This window comes from Flagellimonas aquimarina, assembly GCF_003149745.1.
Lineage (GTDB): Bacteria > Bacteroidota > Bacteroidia > Flavobacteriales > Flavobacteriaceae > Flagellimonas > Flagellimonas aquimarina.
Map to the genome: position 1 here is coordinate 50,582 of NZ_QGEG01000006.1, position 19,604 is coordinate 70,185.

At 37.2% G+C, this 19,604-nt stretch carries 21 protein-coding genes and 1 tRNA gene; 4 read left to right on the plus strand and 18 right to left on the minus strand.

All coding sequences use genetic code 11. The annotated features are described in order from the left end of the window. The first annotated feature begins 45 nt into the window (after positions 1-45). The 3 genes from DKG77_RS16370 to DKG77_RS16380 all read left to right on the plus strand — a co-directional run bounded on the left by DKG77_RS16370 (position 46) and on the right by DKG77_RS16380 (position 3,515). On the plus strand, positions 46-2,316 hold the full coding sequence (locus tag DKG77_RS16370) for an aconitate hydratase (protein ID WP_109665590.1): 2,271 nt from the start codon (positions 46-48) through the stop codon (positions 2,314-2,316). A 75-nt stretch (positions 2,317-2,391) separates the two neighbouring features. After that, the gene (locus DKG77_RS16375; protein WP_109665594.1) at positions 2,392-2,952 is read left to right on the plus strand and encodes a TlpA family protein disulfide reductase; all 561 of its coding nucleotides are present in this window, start codon (positions 2,392-2,394) and stop codon (positions 2,950-2,952) included. 2 nt (positions 2,953-2,954) lie between these two features. After that, entirely contained in the window at positions 2,955-3,515 is a 561-nt protein-coding gene (locus DKG77_RS16380) for a TlpA family protein disulfide reductase (protein WP_109665596.1), read from the plus strand. 6 nt (positions 3,516-3,521) lie between these two features. On the opposite strand, the gene DKG77_RS16385 is transcribed toward DKG77_RS16380, so the two are convergent. The 17 genes from DKG77_RS16385 to DKG77_RS16465 all read right to left on the minus strand — a co-directional run bounded on the left by DKG77_RS16385 (position 3,522) and on the right by DKG77_RS16465 (position 18,109). Next, positions 3,522-3,974: a sterol desaturase family protein gene (locus tag DKG77_RS16385; protein ID WP_109665599.1), complete on the minus strand. Its 453-nt coding sequence runs from the start codon at positions 3,972-3,974 to the stop codon at positions 3,522-3,524. Continuing rightward, a complete protein-coding gene (locus tag DKG77_RS16390) occupies positions 3,975-4,814 on the minus strand; it encodes a phytoene/squalene synthase family protein (RefSeq protein ID WP_109665602.1) in 840 nt (279 codons plus the stop codon). Between the two features lie 4 nt (positions 4,815-4,818). Continuing rightward, positions 4,819-6,273: a phytoene desaturase family protein gene (locus DKG77_RS16395; RefSeq protein ID WP_109665605.1), complete on the minus strand. Its 1,455-nt coding sequence runs from the start codon at positions 6,271-6,273 to the stop codon at positions 4,819-4,821. Positions 6,274-6,295: 22 nt separating this feature from the next. Next, complete coding sequence (locus DKG77_RS16400; RefSeq protein ID WP_109665607.1) at positions 6,296-7,195, minus strand: MerR family transcriptional regulator; 900 nt, start codon at positions 7,193-7,195, stop codon at positions 6,296-6,298. A 167-nt stretch (positions 7,196-7,362) separates the two neighbouring features. Continuing rightward, positions 7,363-7,446 (minus strand) — tRNA-Leu (locus DKG77_RS16405). 166 nt (positions 7,447-7,612) lie between these two features. Further along, a complete protein-coding gene (locus tag DKG77_RS16410) occupies positions 7,613-8,326 on the minus strand; it encodes a gluconate 2-dehydrogenase subunit 3 family protein (protein WP_109665610.1) in 714 nt (237 codons plus the stop codon). Positions 8,327-8,329: 3 nt separating this feature from the next. Beyond that, entirely contained in the window at positions 8,330-10,048 is a 1,719-nt protein-coding gene (locus DKG77_RS16415; protein WP_109665612.1) for a GMC family oxidoreductase, read from the minus strand. Between the two features lie 215 nt (positions 10,049-10,263). Beyond that, complete coding sequence (locus DKG77_RS16420) at positions 10,264-11,046, minus strand: ABC transporter permease (protein ID WP_109665615.1); 783 nt, start codon at positions 11,044-11,046, stop codon at positions 10,264-10,266. After that, positions 11,039-11,749, minus strand: a complete 711-nt coding sequence (locus tag DKG77_RS16425; protein ID WP_109665617.1) for an ABC transporter ATP-binding protein — start codon at positions 11,747-11,749, stop codon at positions 11,039-11,041. Before DKG77_RS16425 ends, DKG77_RS16420 begins: the two co-directional genes overlap by 8 nt. Then, complete coding sequence (locus DKG77_RS16430) at positions 11,746-12,984, minus strand: nitrous oxide reductase family maturation protein NosD (RefSeq protein ID WP_109665620.1); 1,239 nt, start codon at positions 12,982-12,984, stop codon at positions 11,746-11,748. The genes DKG77_RS16425 and DKG77_RS16430 overlap by 4 nt, the downstream gene beginning before the upstream one ends. Continuing rightward, positions 12,984-13,277, minus strand: a complete 294-nt coding sequence (locus DKG77_RS16435) for a cupin domain-containing protein (protein WP_109665622.1) — start codon at positions 13,275-13,277, stop codon at positions 12,984-12,986. Before DKG77_RS16435 ends, DKG77_RS16430 begins: the two co-directional genes overlap by 1 nt. 45 nt (positions 13,278-13,322) lie before the next feature. Then, on the minus strand, positions 13,323-13,796 hold the full coding sequence (locus DKG77_RS16440) for a pyridoxamine 5'-phosphate oxidase family protein (protein WP_109665624.1): 474 nt from the start codon (positions 13,794-13,796) through the stop codon (positions 13,323-13,325). Further along, positions 13,793-14,257, minus strand: coding sequence for a nitrous oxide reductase accessory protein NosL (locus DKG77_RS16445; protein ID WP_109665626.1), 465 nt, complete (start codon positions 14,255-14,257; stop codon positions 13,793-13,795). The genes DKG77_RS16440 and DKG77_RS16445 overlap by 4 nt, the downstream gene beginning before the upstream one ends. Continuing rightward, positions 14,254-14,889, minus strand: a complete 636-nt coding sequence (locus DKG77_RS16450; RefSeq protein ID WP_109665629.1) for a hypothetical protein — start codon at positions 14,887-14,889, stop codon at positions 14,254-14,256. Before DKG77_RS16450 ends, DKG77_RS16445 begins: the two co-directional genes overlap by 4 nt. Positions 14,890-15,017: 128 nt before the next feature. Further along, positions 15,018-16,979 carry a Sec-dependent nitrous-oxide reductase gene (gene nosZ / locus DKG77_RS16455; protein ID WP_109665632.1) on the minus strand — a complete coding sequence of 654 codons (1,962 nt, stop codon included), beginning with the start codon at positions 16,977-16,979 and terminating at the stop codon, positions 15,018-15,020. Between the two features lie 28 nt (positions 16,980-17,007). Continuing rightward, complete coding sequence (locus tag DKG77_RS16460; RefSeq protein ID WP_109665730.1) at positions 17,008-17,592, minus strand: fasciclin domain-containing protein; 585 nt, start codon at positions 17,590-17,592, stop codon at positions 17,008-17,010. 10 nt (positions 17,593-17,602) lie between these two features. After that, positions 17,603-18,109, minus strand: a complete 507-nt coding sequence (locus tag DKG77_RS16465) for a c-type cytochrome (protein ID WP_109665636.1) — start codon at positions 18,107-18,109, stop codon at positions 17,603-17,605. Between the two features lie 122 nt (positions 18,110-18,231). On the opposite strand from DKG77_RS16465, the gene DKG77_RS16470 reads away from it, so the two are divergent. Then, positions 18,232-18,663, plus strand: coding sequence for an RrF2 family transcriptional regulator (locus DKG77_RS16470; protein ID WP_109665638.1), 432 nt, complete (start codon positions 18,232-18,234; stop codon positions 18,661-18,663). A 72-nt stretch (positions 18,664-18,735) separates the two neighbouring features. Here DKG77_RS16470 and DKG77_RS16475 read toward each other — a convergent pair whose 3' ends face one another. Further along, positions 18,736-19,593 (minus strand): hypothetical protein, encoded by an 858-nt coding sequence (locus tag DKG77_RS16475; protein ID WP_109665641.1) that lies wholly within the window; start codon positions 19,591-19,593, stop codon positions 18,736-18,738. Between the last annotated feature and the right edge of the window lie 11 nt (positions 19,594-19,604).

A 19,604-nucleotide genomic window follows, 5' to 3' on the forward strand; every position in this document is an offset into this window, starting at 1 on the left:
CACTAAATTTACCGAATTACTGAAATCTTAAAATCCAATTGTAGAATGGCATTTGACATTGATATGATTAAGGGTGTTTACGCTTCTATGGGGGAGCGTATAGAAAAAGCCCGCAAACTAGTAGGAAGACCTTTAACCCTTGCAGAAAAAATTTTATACTCTCATTTATGGGAAGGAACACCTAGCAAACAATTTTCAAGGGGTAAAGATTATGTTGATTTTGCTCCAGATAGAGTAGCCTGTCAGGATGCTACAGCCCAAATGGCCTTATTGCAGTTTATGCACGCTGGTAAGCCTAAGGTTGCAGTGCCAACCACGGTACATTGCGATCATTTGATACAGGCAAAAGTTGATGCAAAAACAGATTTAAAACGAGCAAACCAAACCAGTAATGAAGTTTTTGACTTCTTGGAATCCGTTTCAAACAAATATGGTATAGGCTTTTGGAAACCAGGAGCTGGGATTATTCACCAAGTAGTATTGGAGAATTATGCATTTCCCGGAGGAATGATGATAGGAACTGATTCCCATACGGTAAATGCTGGTGGTTTAGGGATGGTAGCTATTGGTGTTGGTGGTGCGGATGCTGTTGATGTAATGGCGGGTATGGCATGGGAACTAAAATTTCCAAAACTGATTGGTGTAAAGTTAACAGGAAAACTGTCTGGATGGACAGCGCCTAAAGATGTAATTCTAAAAGTAGCGGATATCCTTACCGCCAAAGGTGGAACAGGAGCTATTATCGAATATTTTGGAGAAGGGGCCACTTCAATGTCATGTACGGGAAAAGGTACCATTTGTAATATGGGAGCTGAGGTTGGAGCCACCACTTCCACATTTGGTTATGACGAATCCATGGATAGGTACTTAAGAGCCACGGATCGCGCCGATGTTGCTGATGCTGCCTTTGAAGTAAAAGAGCACTTAACGGCTGATGCTGATGTATATGCAAATCCAGAAAAATATTTTGACCAATTAATAGAAATTAATTTAGATACTTTGGAACCGCACTTGAATGGTCCTTTTACACCAGACTTGGCAACTCCAATCTCTAAAATGAGCGAAGCTGCCAAAGAAAATGACTGGCCTTTAAATGTTGAAGTTGGTTTGATCGGATCATGTACCAACTCTTCTTATGAGGATATTTCTAGAGCAGCATCCCTGGCAAAGCAGGTTTCTAACAAAAAGCTGAAAATGAAATCTCAGTTTACCATAACTCCAGGTTCCGAACAAGTACGTTATACCATAGAACGCGATGGTTTTATAGATACATTTGATGGTGTGGGTGCTACTGTATTTGCAAATGCTTGTGGACCTTGCATAGGAATGTGGGACCGCTATGGAGACAAAGCCGCAGATGGGCCAAGAAATACCATTGTTCACTCATTCAACAGAAACTTTGCCAAACGTGCAGATGGAAATCCAAATACTTTGGCATTTGTAGGCTCCCCAGAATTGGTCACAGCTATTGCTATAGCGGGACGGTTGGATTTTAATCCAGTATCGGATAAGCTTATTAATGAAGATGGAGAAGAGGTGATGTTAGAAGAACCTCGTGGATACGAATTGCCACCTGAAGGTTTTGCAGTGGAAGATGCTGGCTTTATAGCTCCAATGGAAGATGGTAGTGGTGTGCAGGTTGTTGTTTCACCAACATCTGAGCGTCTACAACTTTTAGAACCGTTTGTTCCTATTACAACAGAAAGCCTTCAAGGGGTGAAATTGTTGATCAAGCCATTTGGAAAATGTACTACGGACCATATCTCAATGGCAGGCCCTTGGTTAAGATACCGAGGACACTTAGATAATATTGCCAACAATACGTTGATAGGAGCGGTTAATGCATTTAACAAGCAGACCAATTTTGTTAAGAATCAGTTGACGGGTGAATACGTTGCTGTTCCAGATGCACAGAGGGCCTATAAAAAAGCTGGGATTAAAACTATTGTAGTTGGAGATCACAACTATGGCGAAGGCTCTTCCAGGGAACATGCGGCCATGCAGCCCAGACACTTGGGCGTTGCAGCCGTTTTGGTTAAGTCTTTTGCCAGAATCCATGAGACAAACCTTAAAAAGCAAGGAATGCTGGCTTTGACCTTTGCAAATGAGAATGATTATGATTTAATTCAAGAGGATGATACATTCAATTTTGTGGATATCAAGGATTTTGCTCCTGGTAAGCAATTAACATTGGAAGTTGTGCATGCAAATGGCAGCACAGATAATATAATGGTTAACCATACATATAACCAGTCACAAATTGAATGGTTCAATGAAGGTTCTGCTCTAAATGTGATTAAAAAAGAAAATGCATAAATCTATTTAGAGATATAGTTAAAAAAACTCCTGATATTGCATCAGGAGTTTTTAGTTTTAATAAAATCATAATAAATGAGGATTAATAAAAAGACCATATTGAATATTGCAGTAATGCTTTTTATACTTTCATTCTTTGTTACCCCTATGGGACATTATGGTAAAATTTTATTGAATAGATTGTTTTCTTTCTCTCCCTCGGTCATAGAAGAGGCAAACAGAGAAAGAATAACAGATTATGATTGGAAACTAAAAGACGCTGATTGGGATTTTTTCAACTTTGAAAAATCAAAAGGCAATGTGGTTTTTATAAACCTTTGGGCCTCATGGCGATTACCTTGCGAGGCAGAATTGGCAAGTATTCAAAAAATGTACAACAAGTACCAAGGGAAAATGGATTTCTACATCATTACTAACGAAAATAGGCCACCTGTTGAAGAGTTTGTTGAGAAACATGGGTTTACATTTCCTGTGACTTATCTAATCATTGGAGAAAAGACACCTATTAACCCAGATGAGGTTCCCTCTTCTTATCTAATTGATAAGTCTGGAAACATTGTAATTTATAAACAGGAAATAGCCGACTGGAATTCTTCAAAAGTATACGATCTCTTGGATAAGTTAATTGCTGAGTAAAAATGAAAATTTCCAAAGAACAGATTGGTAATGGTATTTGGATATTGGCCATTATTCTTATTTTATTTACTCCTGTTGGGTTTCATCTTCGTGTTTTTGTGGGCAAGCTCTTCTCAACTAGCGCTACTGTTATTAAAGTTGAGGAAAGGAAGATGCTTAAAAACTATGATTGGGACCTTGTTGATTTGAACGGTCAGAGATTTAATTTTGAATCTTATAAAGGTGAAGTAGTGGTTGTGAACCTGTGGGCGACTTGGTGCCCTCCTTGCGTTGCGGAGCTTCCAAGCTTGGTGGCTTTACACCAAGATTATAAAGATGAAGTGGTTTTTGCCTTTGTTGCCAATGATAAGAAAGGCAAAGTGAATTCTTTCCTGAAAAAAAAGAATTATGAAATACCTGTTTTTTTTGAGGCATCCAAAACGCCAGAATTGTTAGTGTCCAAAAGTATACCGGCAACCTATGTTATAAGTAAAACTGGCAAGGTGGTAATTGCTGAGCAAGGTGTGGCAGACTGGAATTCTAGAAGTACAAGAGATTTATTGAACAAGCTTATTCTGGAATAGTGTATTCTAAGCTTTTCTAAAGTATTTAAAGGGCACAAAGAGCATTCCAAAACATTCCCCCTTTTCTTTGCCCAAATGTTTATGGTGTATTTTATGAGCTCTTCTTACACCTCTTGCATACCAGTTATTGGCATTCCTAAACATTTTAAAACGTTGATGAATAAAAATGTCATGAACAAAGAAATATGCAATACCATAGGCTAAAATACCAAAGCCAAGAGGCCAGCCGTACCAAAAAGTGGTTTCCGCTCCCAAATAAAAACAAACCATACTTACAATTGCATAAAAAATGAAGAATGCATCGTTGCGTTCAAACCAAGAATCGTGGTCCTTTTTGTGATGGTCTTTATGTAGACTCCATAAAAAACCATGCATTACATATTTATGTGTGAACCAAGCCATAAATTCCATTATGGAAAAAGTTCCAAGAAAGATAAGAATCCAAAGTGCCACTTTCATTTAAACGAGTTGTAATTTATAATTAACATATGACTGTGCCAAAAGTCCGAATTTTTGATAATTTGGAACACGAATTCGCGTATTTTTTATTTCAAGCGGGGGTGTGCTCTGCAACTTTTTAAGGAGTTTATTGTAATATTTATAGGCAGTATAGACACCAAACTTAGCTTGATCTGGTAGTTTTACAATACCAGTGTAACCTAAGGCAAAATCGGCCTTTATTTCATCTACAATCCTTTTTTTAGAAGCTTCATCCAACTCCATCAAATTTGTATTTGGAAAATAAGTGCGTTCCAGTTCTTCATAATCAGCTTTTAAATCTCTAAGAAAATTCACTTTCTGGAAAGCAGAGCCCAATGCCATTGCTGGCTTTTTTAGTTCTTCGTACTTTTCTTTGTCTCCGTTTACGAAAACACAAAGACACATTAGACCAACCACATCTGCAGAACCATAAATATATTCCTGATACTCCTCAATGGTATTGTACTTTTTCTTATGAAGATCCATACGCATACTTTTCATAAATGCTTCCACTAAATGGTGTGGAATACCATATTGATGATATGTATGTTGGAAGGAATTAAGAATTGGGTTTAAGCTAATTTTGTTTGCAATGGCGTCTTCCATTGCCTTTTCAAAGTTATCAAAAAGCTCTTTTTTGTTATAATCATGGAAAGTATCTACAATCTCATCAGCAAAGCGAACAAACCCATAAATGTTATAGATGTGCGCTCGTATAGAGGGTGATAACATTTTTGTGGCCAAAGAGAACGAAGTACTGTAAGTTTCCGTTACAATTTTACTGCAGTTGTAGGATACGCTGTCAAAAATAGTTTTCATTTTCCTAACTTTTTTTAGTTATCAAATCGGATACCAATTTTCCTGAAATTAATGATGGTGGTACACCTGGACCGGGAACGGTCAACTGACCCGTAAAAAATAAATTTTTTACTTTGCTACTTTTAAGGTTAGGTCTTAAGAAAGCAGTCTGTCTCAGTGTATTTGCCATGCCGTAAGCATTGCCTTTGTAAGAGTTGTACTGCTCAATAAAGTCGTTTACACAGAAGCTATCTTTAAAGATAATGGAATTTTTCACGCTCTGTCCTGTACGTTTTTCAAATCTATCTATAATAATATCAAAATATTGAGACCTTAACTGTGGCGTATCTTCAAGGCCAGGAGCTATGGGAACTAGAAAAAAACCGGTCTCATGGTCCTTGGGAGCCATTGAAGAATCAGTTACTGAAGGGAAATTTGCATAAAACAATGGGTTGCTTGGCCATTGCGGGTTATCATAAATCTCCTGAGCGTGTTTTTCAAAATCTGTATCGAAAAATAGATTATGGTGCTCAATGTTTTCGAGTTTTCTTGAAAATCCAACATAAAATAGGAGAGAGGAGGGGGCATAGGTTTTTTTATCCCAGTAGGTTTCAGAGTACTGTCTGTAATTCTTTTCTAAAAGCATTTCGGAATGGTGGTAATCTGCACCACTGATTACGATGTCAGCTTCTAATTTTTTTCCTATTGAGCTTATACCTGATACTTTTCCATCCGAAACAAGGATTTTATCTACAGGACTATTGGTGTGGAATTTTACCCCCAATTCTTCGGCTAGGTTCTTCATGGCCTTTATGATTTCATACATGCCTCCTTTTGGGTGCCATGTTCCTAATCCGAAGTCAGCAAAGTTCATAAAGCTATAAAAAGAAGGTGTTTTGCTCGGTTTTGCACCAAGGAAAAGAACGGGGAATTCTAATGTTGAAATCAATTTTTGATTTTTGAAACGCCTGCGAACCTCTTGACTTATTGTTTTAAAAAACTGGTCGACTCTTAGGACGGTTTCTTTGGTGACTAGCTCCAAAGGTGATAGGCCAGGACGTAAAACCACTTTGTTGATGGCTATGTCGTAGTTTTTCTGGGCCTTTCCAATAAAATGCTTAAGATGTTTTCCACTGCCTGGTTCAATCCTTTCGAATTCTTTGCATATTTTCTCCATACAATCCCCAATGGTAATCACGTCATCATCAAAAAAGATTTTGTATGCAGGACTCAACTTATCCAATTGATAATAATCTGAAGTTTTCTTATCAAAATCGGCAAAAAACTTGTCAAAAATATCTGGCATCCAGTACCAACTAGGCCCAATATCAAAGGTGAATCCATCTTTGATCAATTGCCTTGCTCTACCACCAACGGTTCCATTTTTTTCCAAAACTGTAACATTAAACCCTGCCTTAGCCAAGTAGCAAGAGGCTGAAAGCGAAGAAAAACCAGAACCGATTACAATAGCATTTTTCATTTTAGTAGGTTAGGGATGTGTTTCAAACAGAATCCATGAGGTGTTCAATGGAATTAAAGGTTTTTACATAGGTTGGGAGCTCATCTTTGACAACATATTGTATTTGATGTCCTAAAACGAGAAGTTTAGAATTACCAGACATGTTTAGCGTACTGGAAAATTTGTTAAAATAAGAAGTTAAGTCATCTTTTGTTGGTGAAACCGTAAAATAGGATACAAAGTATAAATTACTATAGTATTTTAACAAATCTACTAAGCTTTCAATGGGCATTGTTTGTCCAAGGTAGATAGATTTATATCCTCTTAGCGTAATTTCATAGTTGAGGTATAATAGCCCAATTTCATGGATTTCATTTTCTGGTAAAAAGAGTGCAAATACCTTATCTTTTTGGGTAGGCTCAACCATTTGAAGCTTTTCCGTGTTGATGTATATTTTTTGTTTGATTAAGTGGGTAATAAAATGTTCATGTGCAGGACTGATAGTATCTGTCTGCCACAAAAGTCCAAGTTCATTCAACAATGGAATAAAAACCTCATTAAAGATATCCCTAAACGATCTTTCAGATAATAAGCTGTTATATGTATTAAGGAAGAGTGTTTGATCAAAATTAATCATGGCGAGCTTAAAAGCATTGATTGCATGGCTTTTTTCGCTGTTATTTGATACAATTTCCCTTACCATTACAGGTATATTGGAGTCCTCTAACTTGGCTATTTTAGATATTTTATAACCACTATTGTAGAGTAGAGTAATGTTTAACAACTTCTGTAAACTGCTCAAACTGTATGTTCTTATGTTTGTGGTAGTCCTTTCTGGCGTAAACAGATTATATCTTTTCTCCCAAATTCTTATGGTATGTGCCTTGATACCGGAAAGATTTTCCATGTCACGGATACTAAAGGACTTCTTTACATTGTTCATCTTTTAAGTATAAACGTTAAACAAATTTACAATTTAAATGTAGCTGTCCTAATTTATACCCATAAAATTTAGAAGAGTTTAAGGAATAAACTTTGTTTTGGTTAAATGATTTAGGGGTTTTGAAGAAAAGAAAGTCCAATAAAAAACCGCATCTAAATGCGGTTTTGTGCCCACGACTGGAGTCGAACCAGCACGTCCTTTCGAACACTACCCCCTCAAGGTAGCGTGTCTACCAATTCCACCACGTGGGCAAATAATTTGTTTTAAACAAATAAAGTTAAGCCGAAGACTTAACTTTTAGTAACTAAAATTGGACTACAAATATCGGTAAAATTTATGTTTTGAACCAAGTAAGATTTCCTTTTCTAGTTTGAGAAATTGGACCAATTCTCTTTTATAGATTTATGAACTGCAAAGTTAAGTCAACAAATTTCCGTTTTCATCCCATTCCGCTATTGTAGCCCTCTTGCTTTGGTCTACACATTTTGCCAACCAATCATCATCATAAGCAACATTATGTTTTGCCAGTACTTCTTCTGGAACACCGTTCCAAACATTGGGCATGTTTCCTTTGTAACCAAGTTCCTCAATACCTATTTTTGAAGTGTAATACCCAGTAAGTGTCAAATTTCTCATCAAAGAAAAAAACTGTATTTCCAAGGGATGTTCTTCTTCTGGTATTGTTACATCTGGATAGGCAATTGTATCTAAAATTGATTTTTGTTGTTCTTCAGATGCGGATTTAAACATTAGGTTGAAATCTGTATTGCATTTATGATCGAGCCACATAAGACCGCCACGAAGAGGAGTTTGTAGTTCTGGAATATCTTTGGCCATGAATTCAATCAATTCTGGAACTTCGGCATCTAAAATGCTACCAGTCCCTTCAACAGCAGGTAAAATTAAATTACACAGAACATTTATGGTATCCATTTCGTGTTGATTGAAAAACTCCTTAGCGCGTAATTCTTCATCTAACTTTTTTTCCTTTGGAGTTCTCCCATAAATGTATTTTTCCGTAAATACAAGTTCATCAGCGGTTTCGGCAGGTTTTGGATTACAACCGTGAACAGCCAATCCGCTGGCCACTCCACCAAGTAAGATTGATTTTAAACTCTTTCTTCTATCCATTGCCTAGATGTTTTGTTGTTTAAGTTGTTGTACTATGTAATCCGAAGTCCTCCATGAGAGTGCCAAAATCGTCCATGTCGGATTTTTATCTGCTTGGGAGACAAAAGGACCTGCATCCACAATAAAAACATTTTTTGCATCATGCAGTTGTTGGAATTTGTTGACGACAGAGGTTTTGACATTATCTCCCATGCGAGTGGTACCTACTTCATGAATAATCTTCCCTGGAGCTAGTATGCCATAATTTTCATCTTTTCCTGGTTTGTCCCCCAATGGTTCAGCACCTATGTTATGAAGAATTTCTTCGAACGTATCATGCATATGTTTTACCTGTTTCATTTCATGGTCTGTCCATTGATAATTGAACTTTAGGACCGGAATGCCAAATTCATCCACTGTAGTATTGTCAATTTCACAATAATTGTTCTTCTGCGGAATTGATTCTCCTCTTCCTGAAAAACCCAGAACAGACCCGTAGTATTTTTTAACATCTTTACGCAGGCTATTGCCATATCCACCCACTTTTAAATTAAAGAATTGGTTGAAGAGATTGGGGTTGAAACCAAAACCATAGCCGGGCATTCCCATACCACCCCAGATTTCAATATGATATCCTCTTGGAAAATCCAGTTTCTTATTGTCTAACCACCATGGAGTGTAAACGTGCATGCCTCCAACGCCATCTTCATTGTACATATCCCTGTTCATTAAATCAGGAACGAATCCTGCTCTTCCAGCTCCAGTAGAATCATGGAGGTACTTACCTACAATATCACTGCTATTTCCTAAACCATTGGGATGCTGTGTACTTTTTGAGTTTAGCAATATCCTGGCAGAGCTACAGGCAGAAGCTGCCAAGACCACCACTTTGCCCTTTATTTTATATTCTTTTCTATCATCTTTGTTTATGTAAGAAACACCAGTGGCTTTCCCTTCTTCATTTGTGGTGACCTCCCTTACCATACAATTGACAAAAAGATCTATTTGCCCCCCGTTCTTTTGTGCTGGGAATATTAAACAAGTACCTGCGGAAAAATCTGCATAAACCTGGCAAGCTCTTGAACATTGTCCGCAATAAAAGCATACACCCCTATCGCTATTGATTTTTTTGGTGAGCATGGACATTCTTGATGGAAAGACCGGGATATTGGATTTTCTGGCACCCTTTATGTAAAAAAGCTCATGAAGCCTTGGTTTTGGTGGAGGAAGAAAAAAACCATCGGGGTCATTGGGCAAACCTTCGTTAGTGCCAAATACACCTATTAATTTGTCCACTTTATCATAATACGGCTTTACATCTTCATAACCAATTGGCCAGTTATCACCTAAACCATCTTGGTCTTTTCGTTTAAAATCCTTTGGGCCAAAACGAAGCGAAATTCTTCCCCAGTGATTGGTTCTTCCGCCAAGCATTCTTGAACGAAACCAACTAAAATCACTGCCCTCTGCATTGGTATAAGGTTCTCCATCAATCTCCCAGCCTCCATAGGCAGAATCAAAATCACCAAAAGGTCTAACGGTATTTGCACCTCGCCTTGGTGACTCGTAAGGCCATTTCATTTGAGTCATTTGTTCGGGGTCAGCTGGATCAAAAAAGGGCCCTGCCTCCACGACGGCAACTTTTAAGCCTGCTTCTGACAAAATTTTAGTGGCCATGCCTCCACCAGCCCCTGAGCCTACTATTATTACATCGTAGACTTGAGAAGATTCAATTATTTGCATCTATTAGAAAATTATACAAGCAAAATATGAAATAATGTAGAGTGTTTGTTATTTTTTAGCTATTTGGTGATAAAACATGAACAAATAACAAAAATGGAGAGGAATTCGTCAATATTAGTAACTTTTTTGCCCGTTCTTTTTGATTTTTTTCAATGTAAAATATTTTACTCCTCGTTCATTTGAAGGAGAGAGGTCTATTGTGGGGGAATGTCCTATTAAAAATCCTTTCTTTTTGCTTTGTATGCCAATCTGCCAATTGGTAATACCGTCCATAATAAGAGCATTAGGATAGATATAATTAAACCGGTATTCGTTCCAAAGAATTCTTTGAATACAGCGCCGGTATAACCTAGCAACGCAGATATGTCTAGTTTTAAGAGAATCAATGTTCTAGAAAGATCTATGGGGTTAAACATCGTTGCCGCCAATGAGAATGAATCAAGGGGGTATTCTTCAAATACAATAAGTGACATCAAAAATAATCCATCATAAACAACTGCCAAAAACAGCCAGGCCAATACCGCATATCCAAAACCTTTTATTTTGTTTTCATTTGAAAGGGCAATATTGAAGGCTATAGCTGTAAATATGAGCGTTAAAAATGCACCTGTAACCAGTAATAGCGAAAAATCGAATATTACATTGCTCTTAAAGAGGCCGTAAAGAAGAAAAGGAATGCCCAATCCTAAAACAAGACTCAAGGTTAAAGAGCAAGCAACACCAAGATATTGACCAAGAAAAATGGAGGACCGCTTAATAGGTTGTGCCAATAAAAGCTCTGTAAATTCTTTGGAATCATAATAATACATTACGCCAAAGATGGTGCCGATCAATGGCACCAGTACAATGATTATGTTCATCAATGTTATAACAGCCTTAGATACATCATTGTTCAAAAATAGAAGTACAAACCCCAGCGCCAAGTAAAACAGAAAATATACATAGCTCCAACGACTGCGCATTAAATCATAAAAACTGTATTTTAAAATTTTAAGCATTGCTCTTTTTTGTTGCTATGGCCGCTATGGCATGTTCAAAATTAGTTTGGGCTGTCTTTTCCATAAGTTCAGAAATTCCTCCTTTAAAATAGATTTTACCTTCTAATAAATAAACAATTTCATCTGCAACTTCTTCTACAAATTGCATAATATGACTTGTTATTAGAATTGTTTTGCCTTCTTGTTTTTCTTTCTGAATGAGTTCTTTCAAACTAATGAGGGCGGCAGGGTCCAAACCGGTTGTTGGCTCATCAAGAATTATCAATGGACTATTGAACATAAAGGCTAAAACAATGTTTACTTTTTGTTTTGTTCCCCCAGATAATGTAGCCAATTTTTTATCCATAAAAGGTTGTAGTCCAAATAGCTCAATAAGCCTCTTTTCTTCACAGGGTTGTTGGCGGAGGTCCTTTATCATTCTAATAAGTTCCTTGACTCTAAGATTGCCGGGAAAGTTGGCAATCTGTGGCAAGTATTCTATTTCTTGACGATACTTCCATTTATTCTTAATGTGTTTTCCAAAGACTGAAACCGTTCCTTTATCCGCTATGACCATACCCAAAATAATCTTTATAAGTGTGGTCTTTCCAGAACCATTTGGTCCTAAAATTGCAAAAATCCCTCCTTCTTGAATATTTAGATCCAATCCCGTAAGGACTTGATTCTTACTAAACTTTTTATGTAAGTTTTCTACTTGAATCATTTTGTTCTTTTCATTAATGGATTTGCATCCAAAAGGTTATCTGGAGTAAAAACAGGCGAAACTTTTTCAGAGAAATCAATAATATCCATAAACAGACTACGCAGCAATACTATGGTTTCTGGGGTTCTATTAACGATGTAAGAGAACAATTTTACCGGTCTGTAGGGTACATCTCCAATGCCATTTTGGTCCAAATCGTAACCCGCGTAGTCACTCCAATAATTTTGATTAAAAACATTGTCGTTCAGTTTACTATTATAAGAAATATCAAAAGAATTATAAAGGAAATTGTTTTTTTCAAAGGTATTGGTGTAGCAGGCCCCCAACACTTTAATTGCCCACCCGTTTTTAATAAAATTGTTGTTTATGTATTTGATTCTATTTGAACCTTCTATATTGATGCCTATTGTGTTTTCCTCGAAAGTATTTCCGCTTATTTCTGCATCGTTAATTTCTTTCAATAGCATTCCAAAGGCGGCAGCGCCCCAGTTTTTCCTAAACGTATTACCAATCATTTTTATTCTTTTTGAAAACATAACGGCAACTCCGGCACCATTGTTCTCAAAGGTGTTATTGGTGTAAATGTCATCATTTGAAAACATGAAATGTAACCCATACCTTAAATTGTTAGTGCTAATATTATTGTTGATTGTGATGTTGTCCGAAAACTCTAGATAAATTCCGTCACGTACTCCTTGAACAATATTACGGTCTACTTCTACATTTTTAGAATACCAAAGCTGAATTCCATTTCCTGAATTGTACTCGTCAACAGCATCGCCAATAATTTTGTTATGGTACACTTTTCCGTTGTTGGACTTTTCTAAGTAAATCCCAAAAAATAGCTTTTCCAACACTATGTTTTGAATAATAAAGTTTTCACTCTTCACCACACGAATGGCGGCATAGTCAGAGGTGTAGCTTGTGCCAACATTGATAATGAAGAGCCCGTCGATTGTGACATTGTCCGCAGTGACCCTAATAATCTCTCCTTGATCTTCACCATCTATTATTGGAAAGTTTTCCCCTAGCAATGTTAGCGGTTTGTCTATTAGAATGTTAAACTCTTTATACGTTCCCTTTTTGATTAAGAGCGTATCGAATTCAGCAGCAGTTTTAATTCCTTCTTTGATGGATTTTATTTTACAAGTAGAACATACTGAAATAGTTTCTGCAGAAAGACAATGTCCTGAAAACATAATTATGATAACCAGTAGCCCGTTTAGATATCTCATTATCTAATGATCAAAAATTTTGAGTTTTCGTTTGCTTTGACCCAATGAGGTATTTCTTTTGGAAAACTAAAATGTTGCTGTTCTGTTATGTGAAAAGTTCTACCTTGAATATGGAAGTCTATATTTCCTTCCAGCATTACTAATTGGGCATCGGTAGGGGAGGTGTGTTCGGGAAAGGTCGCATCTTTTTCTAAACTAATACCAAGTATTTCCAGCGTATCTGTCTTTGTAAGTTTTTCAATTTTAACCTTGTTGAATTCTTGATTTTTTATAGTGTCCTTAACTGTATACATGCTATTGGTTTAGATTATGCAAAAAGTTATTATCTAATTTAAATATTAATTTTGTTCAGGCTCTCTGTACTTTCCTGAAATATCGTTTATATTGACTCTGTACACTACGGGCAATTTTCGCTCACTTAATCTACTTGAAAAATCACTGATAAATTTGGGGCTTTCACCTATTTTTTTGGCTATTGTTTCTTGAACCCCATTTGAAAACTTACGTAAATATTTTTTTGCGGTACTTCCTTGTAATTCTTCAAACCTTCCATGTATCAATACGGACTTCCAGTTTTGGATGGTATTGATTTCATCAACTTGTAATGACACTGATGGAAACTTTCTCATGGCATTTATTTTATGACCTTCAGTTGAATAACTTAAAATGCTCTTTTCTTCTGCATCATGAAAATAAGTTATGGGTGTTATGTGCGGACTTGAATGCGAGATAAAGCCTAAACGCCCAATATAGTTTTCATTTAGCAATTGTAGGCAGTCGCTTATTTTTAAATTTTTAATGGCTTCTTTCATTCTAAAACTGTTTTATGACCCAGTTTCATTTTAAATTTATCAATTAATTCTTCCCAAGTATAAAGTTCACCTCCATTATCAACTTGTGCTTTTATAGCAGTTTCCTTGCGATCAAACGCCGTTAAGTACTCACCCATTGGACTTGGAATGTTCTTGCTGATTAGATAAGTGGCTTTTGTAGCGTCAACAAGCTCACCCGGGGTATTATAATCATTGACTAAAAAAAGTGAAACAGTCGTTTTGTCAATTTCGTTTAAATGGTTCATCATACATTCGGCAGCATCAAACTTAAAAACCTTCCCTTTTTCCGTAACAAATTGGGCAGCATGTTGTCTGTCTACAATGGTCATGCTACAAAAATGGCACCCATCGTTACCATAGTTTATGGGTTTTGGTCCAATATTACAGGAAGATGCCAACAGTGCCAATACAACACCGAAAATGATAAAATACTTTTTCATGAGCTTGAGTGGATTTTAGACTTTTTTGCTTTGTTAGCTTTCCAACCAACAAAAAAGGCGGCCAGAATTAACATCATCCCGGTGAACATCATCCAGGCACCAGTAGATGGTAATGAGGTAACACCAAAATTCAACATTTTTGCATGCCCAAACAAAGGTGGTTTATAGCTCATTGGGGTGCCATCAGGATTAGAAAGTTTCATAATAGCATTGGGATCTAAATTGGTTCCGTAATCTACCATCCAGGCATTAAAATCGTACATGCCCAGAACTCCTAAAACGGACATAAGAACAAACCAACCCATAAACCAACCGTAGCTCACTTTTTTAAAATATCCCAATACACCAATGACCAATCCCAAGAAGACCATTCCGCCAATTACCAAAGGAAAGGTACTAAACTCCCACATTTCTTCTGGCTTTGGTAATTTACGCATGCCAATGTAATGGTTAAGACCGTCTATATTTTGCAAATCGAATTCATTGACATCGCGGATGCCATCAATATGGATATTCATTCCTAAGGGTTCTGGATATTGAGGTGCACCCAACATAATGTTCCACAAAGGAAAAACATACAGCCCTAAAAGAAACAAAGGGCCTACTATCATAAGGATACTTGCTTTTTTCATCTTTAAAAACTTTTAAATTGCTTACAAATTGGATGTAGTTTTGGATTGATTGTTCTAATTTGTAAAAAAGCGGGCAGACTCTGTAGCACTGCCCGCTTCAAGCTTGAAAAAAATAAATCTATTGTTGCCTACTCACCTAAAGACCATGAAAGCTCAATATTGGAATTAGCAGGAGATACCCTTACGTAACCTTGCATTTCTTGGTGCAGGGCTGAACAGAAATCTGTACAGTAAAATGGCCATACACCCACTTTTTTGGGTTCCCAAATAGATGTCTTGGTTTGACCTGGCATAACCAATAGTTCTGATGTATTCTGACCTATTATAGAGAAGCCATGCGGTACATCAAAATCTTGTTCATGATTGGTAATATGGAAATATACCTTGTCACCCACTTTTATCCCTTCAATATTATCTGGTGTAAAGTGACTTCTAATGGTAGACATATATATATGTACCTCATTGCCGTTACGTTCAACACGGGCATCATTTGGAGTAAGGGTTGCAAACTCGTGTTTATTCTCGGTCAACCTATAGATTTTTTTGGACTTTGGTGCCAAAAGTTCTGCAGGACAACCAGCGGCATAATGCGGCTCACCATGCGTTGGGAAATCATAGAGCAATTCCATTTTCTCTCCCGAAATATCATAAATCTGCGCTGAGTGCTCCATTTCCGGTCCAGTAGGTAGATAACGGTCCTTGGTAATCTTGTTCATAGCCACAACATACTTTCCAAAAGGCTTTCTTGAATTTCCTCCTGGAATCATCAAGTGTCCTACGGAATAGAAGGTAGGTTTACGGTCTATGACCTCCCAAGTGCCCAATTTCCATTTTACTACTTCTGATGAAATAAAGAAAGTAGTATATGCATTTCCTTTACCATCAAATTCAGTGTGCAGTGGCCCTAGACCACCACTTTTAACAGTTCCGGCAAGCACATCTTCAAATTTAAGGATAGGAATGCCATACGCTTCTCCATCAAATTTTTCACCTTCAATGGCGGCAATCATTTTATCAAAAGAATGCACTGTAAGGTCTGCGGATAGTTTTCCATTTCCGATAATATATTGACCTGTTGGATCTACATCACAACCGTGCGGTGATTTTGGCGTTGGTAAAAAGAAGACTGCGCCAGGAACTTTGGTAGGATCTACCGTAAGCACCTCTTTCCTCATAGTCGAAGTGGCCGTATGGGAATGCTCATCATATACGTTATGCGCATAGTTGGCGGGCATTTTGGTTCCACCTCCATTGTTCACGTACTCCTCTATTTTCTTCCAATTGATCGCGGCGATAAAATCCTTATCATTTTGAGAAGAGTTCACTTCCATTAGGGAATTGGCCTCTTCTGTGTTATATGTGGTAAAGAAGAACCACCCATGGGATTTTCCTCTACCAGGATGCGAAAGGTCATAGTTGAACCCAGGCATCAACAATTGGAATTTCATATCTAAATGACCGTGCTCAGGATCAACACTGATAAACGATAAGGCGCCTTTAAAGTTGCCCTTGTACTCGTTTATGGGCATATCTCGCTGTGGAACAGGTACTGAAAAGCGGGTTCCTGCAACTACATATTCAGTGTTCTCGGTAATAAAAGAGGAACTGTGGTTACCAGCACTATTTGGTACCTCAATGATTTCCTCTGTTTCAAAAGTGCTAAGGCTAATCCGAGCAATTCTAGGTGTATTATTACCGTTTATAAAAATCCATCGTCCATCCAATTCTCCATTGGTTTGGGAGATATCTGGGTGGTGAGAATCATCCCATGGAACAAATCCAAAGGATGTGTTCAACATAGGCTTGGTTTCTTCGGAATATCCATATCCTGAAGTGGGGAATTGCGAAAAGACAGGAATTTCTTTGAACATCCTACCAGAGGGTAGACCGTATACTGTAAGGTTTCCACTATAACCACCAGATAAAAATGCGTAGTATTCATCTTGCTCTCCTGGAGCCACATATACTTTTTCTGCCGCACTGGAAGATAATGCCCCATTAGAAGAGCTCTTGCCATTCTGATTGCCGCATCCTGCTAGCAATAGGCCCACTCCCAGAAGTGCGAAAACATAATGTTTGTAATTTTTCATTTTTGACTATTTATTGTTTGTTATTTATTTATTCTGAAGGTGGAAGGATTACCTTGTCCACAACATGTACGATTCCATTCCCCGCAGGGACACTGGCTATAATTTTGGCGCCGCCTACATATACATCTTCTCCTTTTACCTCTACAGTAGTGTTTTGATCATTGGCCTGGCCTAATTTTTTAAACTTTTTTAGAAAATCTTTTGAGTAGTTTCCCGCGGTAACATGATGCTTTAAGATATTGGCCAGAGCATCTTTGTTTTCTGGTTTCAGTAAATTTTCAACGGTACCTTCTGGCAAAGCGTCAAAAGCAGCATTGGTTGGTGCAAAAACCATAAGTGGCCCAGCATTTACAAGTGCATTTTCTAGATTTGCTGCTTGTACGGCAGCCACAAGTGTAGTGTGATCAGGTGAACCAATGGCTATTTGTAGCACATTTGGTGTTGACCCATCGTCTTCAATAAAGGCCTGGCCTTTTTCTTTGTTAGCCTCAGTATCGTTTGTTGTAACTGAAACGGAGGAATTATCAGTTTTGGGCTCGTTTTTACATCCAACTGCAAAGAATATGAGCAGTATTGGATAGATTAAAAATTTAAGTTGGAAAATTGCTTTCATATGAATCAGTTTATAATGTTCTAAAATATTCAAGTATGGAACGGGTTTCTTCTACTGTCAAATTTTGATTGGCCATAGCGGCACCGTTAAATTCGATTAGCAAATCTTTGGCACAACGATCCTGTTCGGTCATTAGTTTAGGGTCTAGAATCATATTCATAATCCACTCTGGACTTCTTCTTTTCATAATACCTCTTGGAGATGGTCCAATGAATCTTTTGTCCAATTTGTGACAGGCAGTACAGTTTGTATTGTAGATGGCCTCACCTGCATTAGCCATTTCCATATCAATCTCCGGATCAAGTGTGATGGATTTTATTTGCCCTACTCCTTTTTCATCTAAGGTGACGCGCTGTGAAGCTGGAACTTCATCTGTTGCAGTAGATGTTTCTACCGTTTTTTCAGTAGATTTTGTGCGATCTACACTAAAACCATCTTTCTTTTTTTCTTCTTTGCCACCACAAGCAACAAGTAGCAGAGAGAACATTAGTGCCGATAATACGATATTGATTTTCATACAGGGATATTTTTATTAAATGTTCAAAAATAGACAGGCTAAACTGCTTAAAACATGACAATTATCATATAAAGGATAAAAATGTCTTTTAATCTTTATATTTATTTTAAAACCTCTTGTAAATGATATCCAATTCCTCTAAATATGCTGTTAAGGCGGTTCTCTACCTTGCACTAAATTCATCTGAAAGCCACAAAATATTGGCAAAAGATATCAGCAGTCCCACCAATATTCCAAAAGCCTATTTGGCTAAGGTATTGCAAGAGCTCTCGAGACATAATATTGTCTCTTCTGTAAAAGGACCTGGAGGAGGTTTTTATCTTTCAGAAGACAACAAGAAAATTCCTATAATGAAAATTATACATGTTATCGATGGGGACAATAGACTTACTTCGTGCATGCTCAGTCTGCAGGAGTGTGATGAGGAAAATCCATGTCCTATGCATGATCTTGTTGGCAATACAAAAGTTAATTTTGTGAAGAATTTGGAACAAAACACGGTTGAAGACTTGGTTGAAGACATTCGCGAGGGGAAATCCTTCTTACCATTATAATATCTATGGAAAGATAAAAGACCATCCTTGGTTGAATGGCCTTTTTAAACAAACAATAAAACTGAACTACTTTTAGAACTCTATTTCAAAAAATAGACTACTACTTTCATTTTCTTCTGTAATATCTTCTCCTTTTAAAATTTCTCCACTTTCGTTTTCCAATTTTAGATTTATTTTCCAATAGCCGGTCATGGTCAACGACAGTTTTCCCATGTATATACCAGAAGATGTGTTAAAAAACAGGTCTTTGTTGTTTGGTGAACTATGATTGCCCATACCAGGCATTCTAGGGTCAATATGTACTTTGTAATTTTCCACGGCAGGGAATGACATCATATTTTCCATTTTGAACAGCATAGCTGCAAAATCATTGACTGCAACTTCTGGGTTCATGGGCATCATGGCTAAAACATATCTGGTATCGTCACTTCCCATAAATACATTTACTGTTTTTTTACCATCTAACGGGGTACGGACTTCAATACGTTCAGTAGCATTATAGGTTTGCCCTTCAATAGTGTATTCTATGGTCATTTCCCAATATTCATCAGCATTTCCAGGCATTTGAAATACTGTATAACCTGTATAAACTGAGGCATCATTGGTTTTGGATACGGTTGAATTTGGGCAAGAGTGCATCATTGATGTCATATGCATTACTGGTTTCCAAGAAACCTCTGCATTGGAGATATAGCTATCAGAAGCATCATCTTTAATACGAAAGAAGAGTTCATTGTACCCTACGGTGAACTGTTGCTGCTCGGAGTAGATTTCTACACTATGGTTGTTGGCCGTAAAACTGGTTAACATATTGTAATCCTCCAATGGATTTTCAGATATGACAATAGGATCATCATTATCATTATCTGAACAGGAGAAAAAAGTTGTCGATAGTATAAGTGCGGTAAATAAAATTTTAATTATTTTCATTATGTTGTTTT

Coding starts and splice junctions, on each gene's coding strand:
- DKG77_RS16435 (WP_109665622.1), bottom strand. CDS start 13,277: ATGTATACAGTTAAGGACACTATAAAAAATCAAGAATTCAACAAGGTT.
- DKG77_RS16425 (WP_109665617.1), bottom strand. CDS start 11,749: ATGATTCAAGTAGAAAACTTACATAAAAAGTTTAGTAAGAATCAAGTC.
- nosZ (WP_109665632.1), bottom strand. CDS start 16,979: ATGAAAAATTACAAACATTATGTTTTCGCACTTCTGGGAGTGGGCCTA.
- DKG77_RS16460 (WP_109665730.1), bottom strand. CDS start 17,592: ATGAAAGCAATTTTCCAACTTAAATTTTTAATCTATCCAATACTGCTC.
- DKG77_RS16470 (WP_109665638.1), top strand. CDS start 18,232: ATGATATCCAATTCCTCTAAATATGCTGTTAAGGCGGTTCTCTACCTT.
- DKG77_RS16385 (WP_109665599.1), bottom strand. CDS start 3,974: ATGAAAGTGGCACTTTGGATTCTTATCTTTCTTGGAACTTTTTCCATA.
- DKG77_RS16415 (WP_109665612.1), bottom strand. CDS start 10,048: ATGCAAATAATTGAATCTTCTCAAGTCTACGATGTAATAATAGTAGGC.
- DKG77_RS16390 (WP_109665602.1), bottom strand. CDS start 4,814: ATGAAAACTATTTTTGACAGCGTATCCTACAACTGCAGTAAAATTGTA.
- DKG77_RS16465 (WP_109665636.1), bottom strand. CDS start 18,109: ATGAAAATCAATATCGTATTATCGGCACTAATGTTCTCTCTGCTACTT.
- DKG77_RS16400 (WP_109665607.1), bottom strand. CDS start 7,195: ATGAACAATGTAAAGAAGTCCTTTAGTATCCGTGACATGGAAAATCTT.
- DKG77_RS16450 (WP_109665629.1), bottom strand. CDS start 14,889: ATGAAAAAAGCAAGTATCCTTATGATAGTAGGCCCTTTGTTTCTTTTA.
- DKG77_RS16410 (WP_109665610.1), bottom strand. CDS start 8,326: ATGGATAGAAGAAAGAGTTTAAAATCAATCTTACTTGGTGGAGTGGCC.
- DKG77_RS16395 (WP_109665605.1), bottom strand. CDS start 6,273: ATGAAAAATGCTATTGTAATCGGTTCTGGTTTTTCTTCGCTTTCAGCC.
- DKG77_RS16440 (WP_109665624.1), bottom strand. CDS start 13,796: ATGAAAGAAGCCATTAAAAATTTAAAAATAAGCGACTGCCTACAATTG.
- DKG77_RS16370 (WP_109665590.1), top strand. CDS start 46: ATGGCATTTGACATTGATATGATTAAGGGTGTTTACGCTTCTATGGGG.
- DKG77_RS16420 (WP_109665615.1), bottom strand. CDS start 11,046: ATGCTTAAAATTTTAAAATACAGTTTTTATGATTTAATGCGCAGTCGT.
- DKG77_RS16475 (WP_109665641.1), bottom strand. CDS start 19,593: ATGAAAATAATTAAAATTTTATTTACCGCACTTATACTATCGACAACT.
- DKG77_RS16430 (WP_109665620.1), bottom strand. CDS start 12,984: ATGAGATATCTAAACGGGCTACTGGTTATCATAATTATGTTTTCAGGA.
- DKG77_RS16375 (WP_109665594.1), top strand. CDS start 2,392: ATGAGGATTAATAAAAAGACCATATTGAATATTGCAGTAATGCTTTTT.
- DKG77_RS16380 (WP_109665596.1), top strand. CDS start 2,955: ATGAAAATTTCCAAAGAACAGATTGGTAATGGTATTTGGATATTGGCC.
- DKG77_RS16445 (WP_109665626.1), bottom strand. CDS start 14,257: ATGAAAAAGTATTTTATCATTTTCGGTGTTGTATTGGCACTGTTGGCA.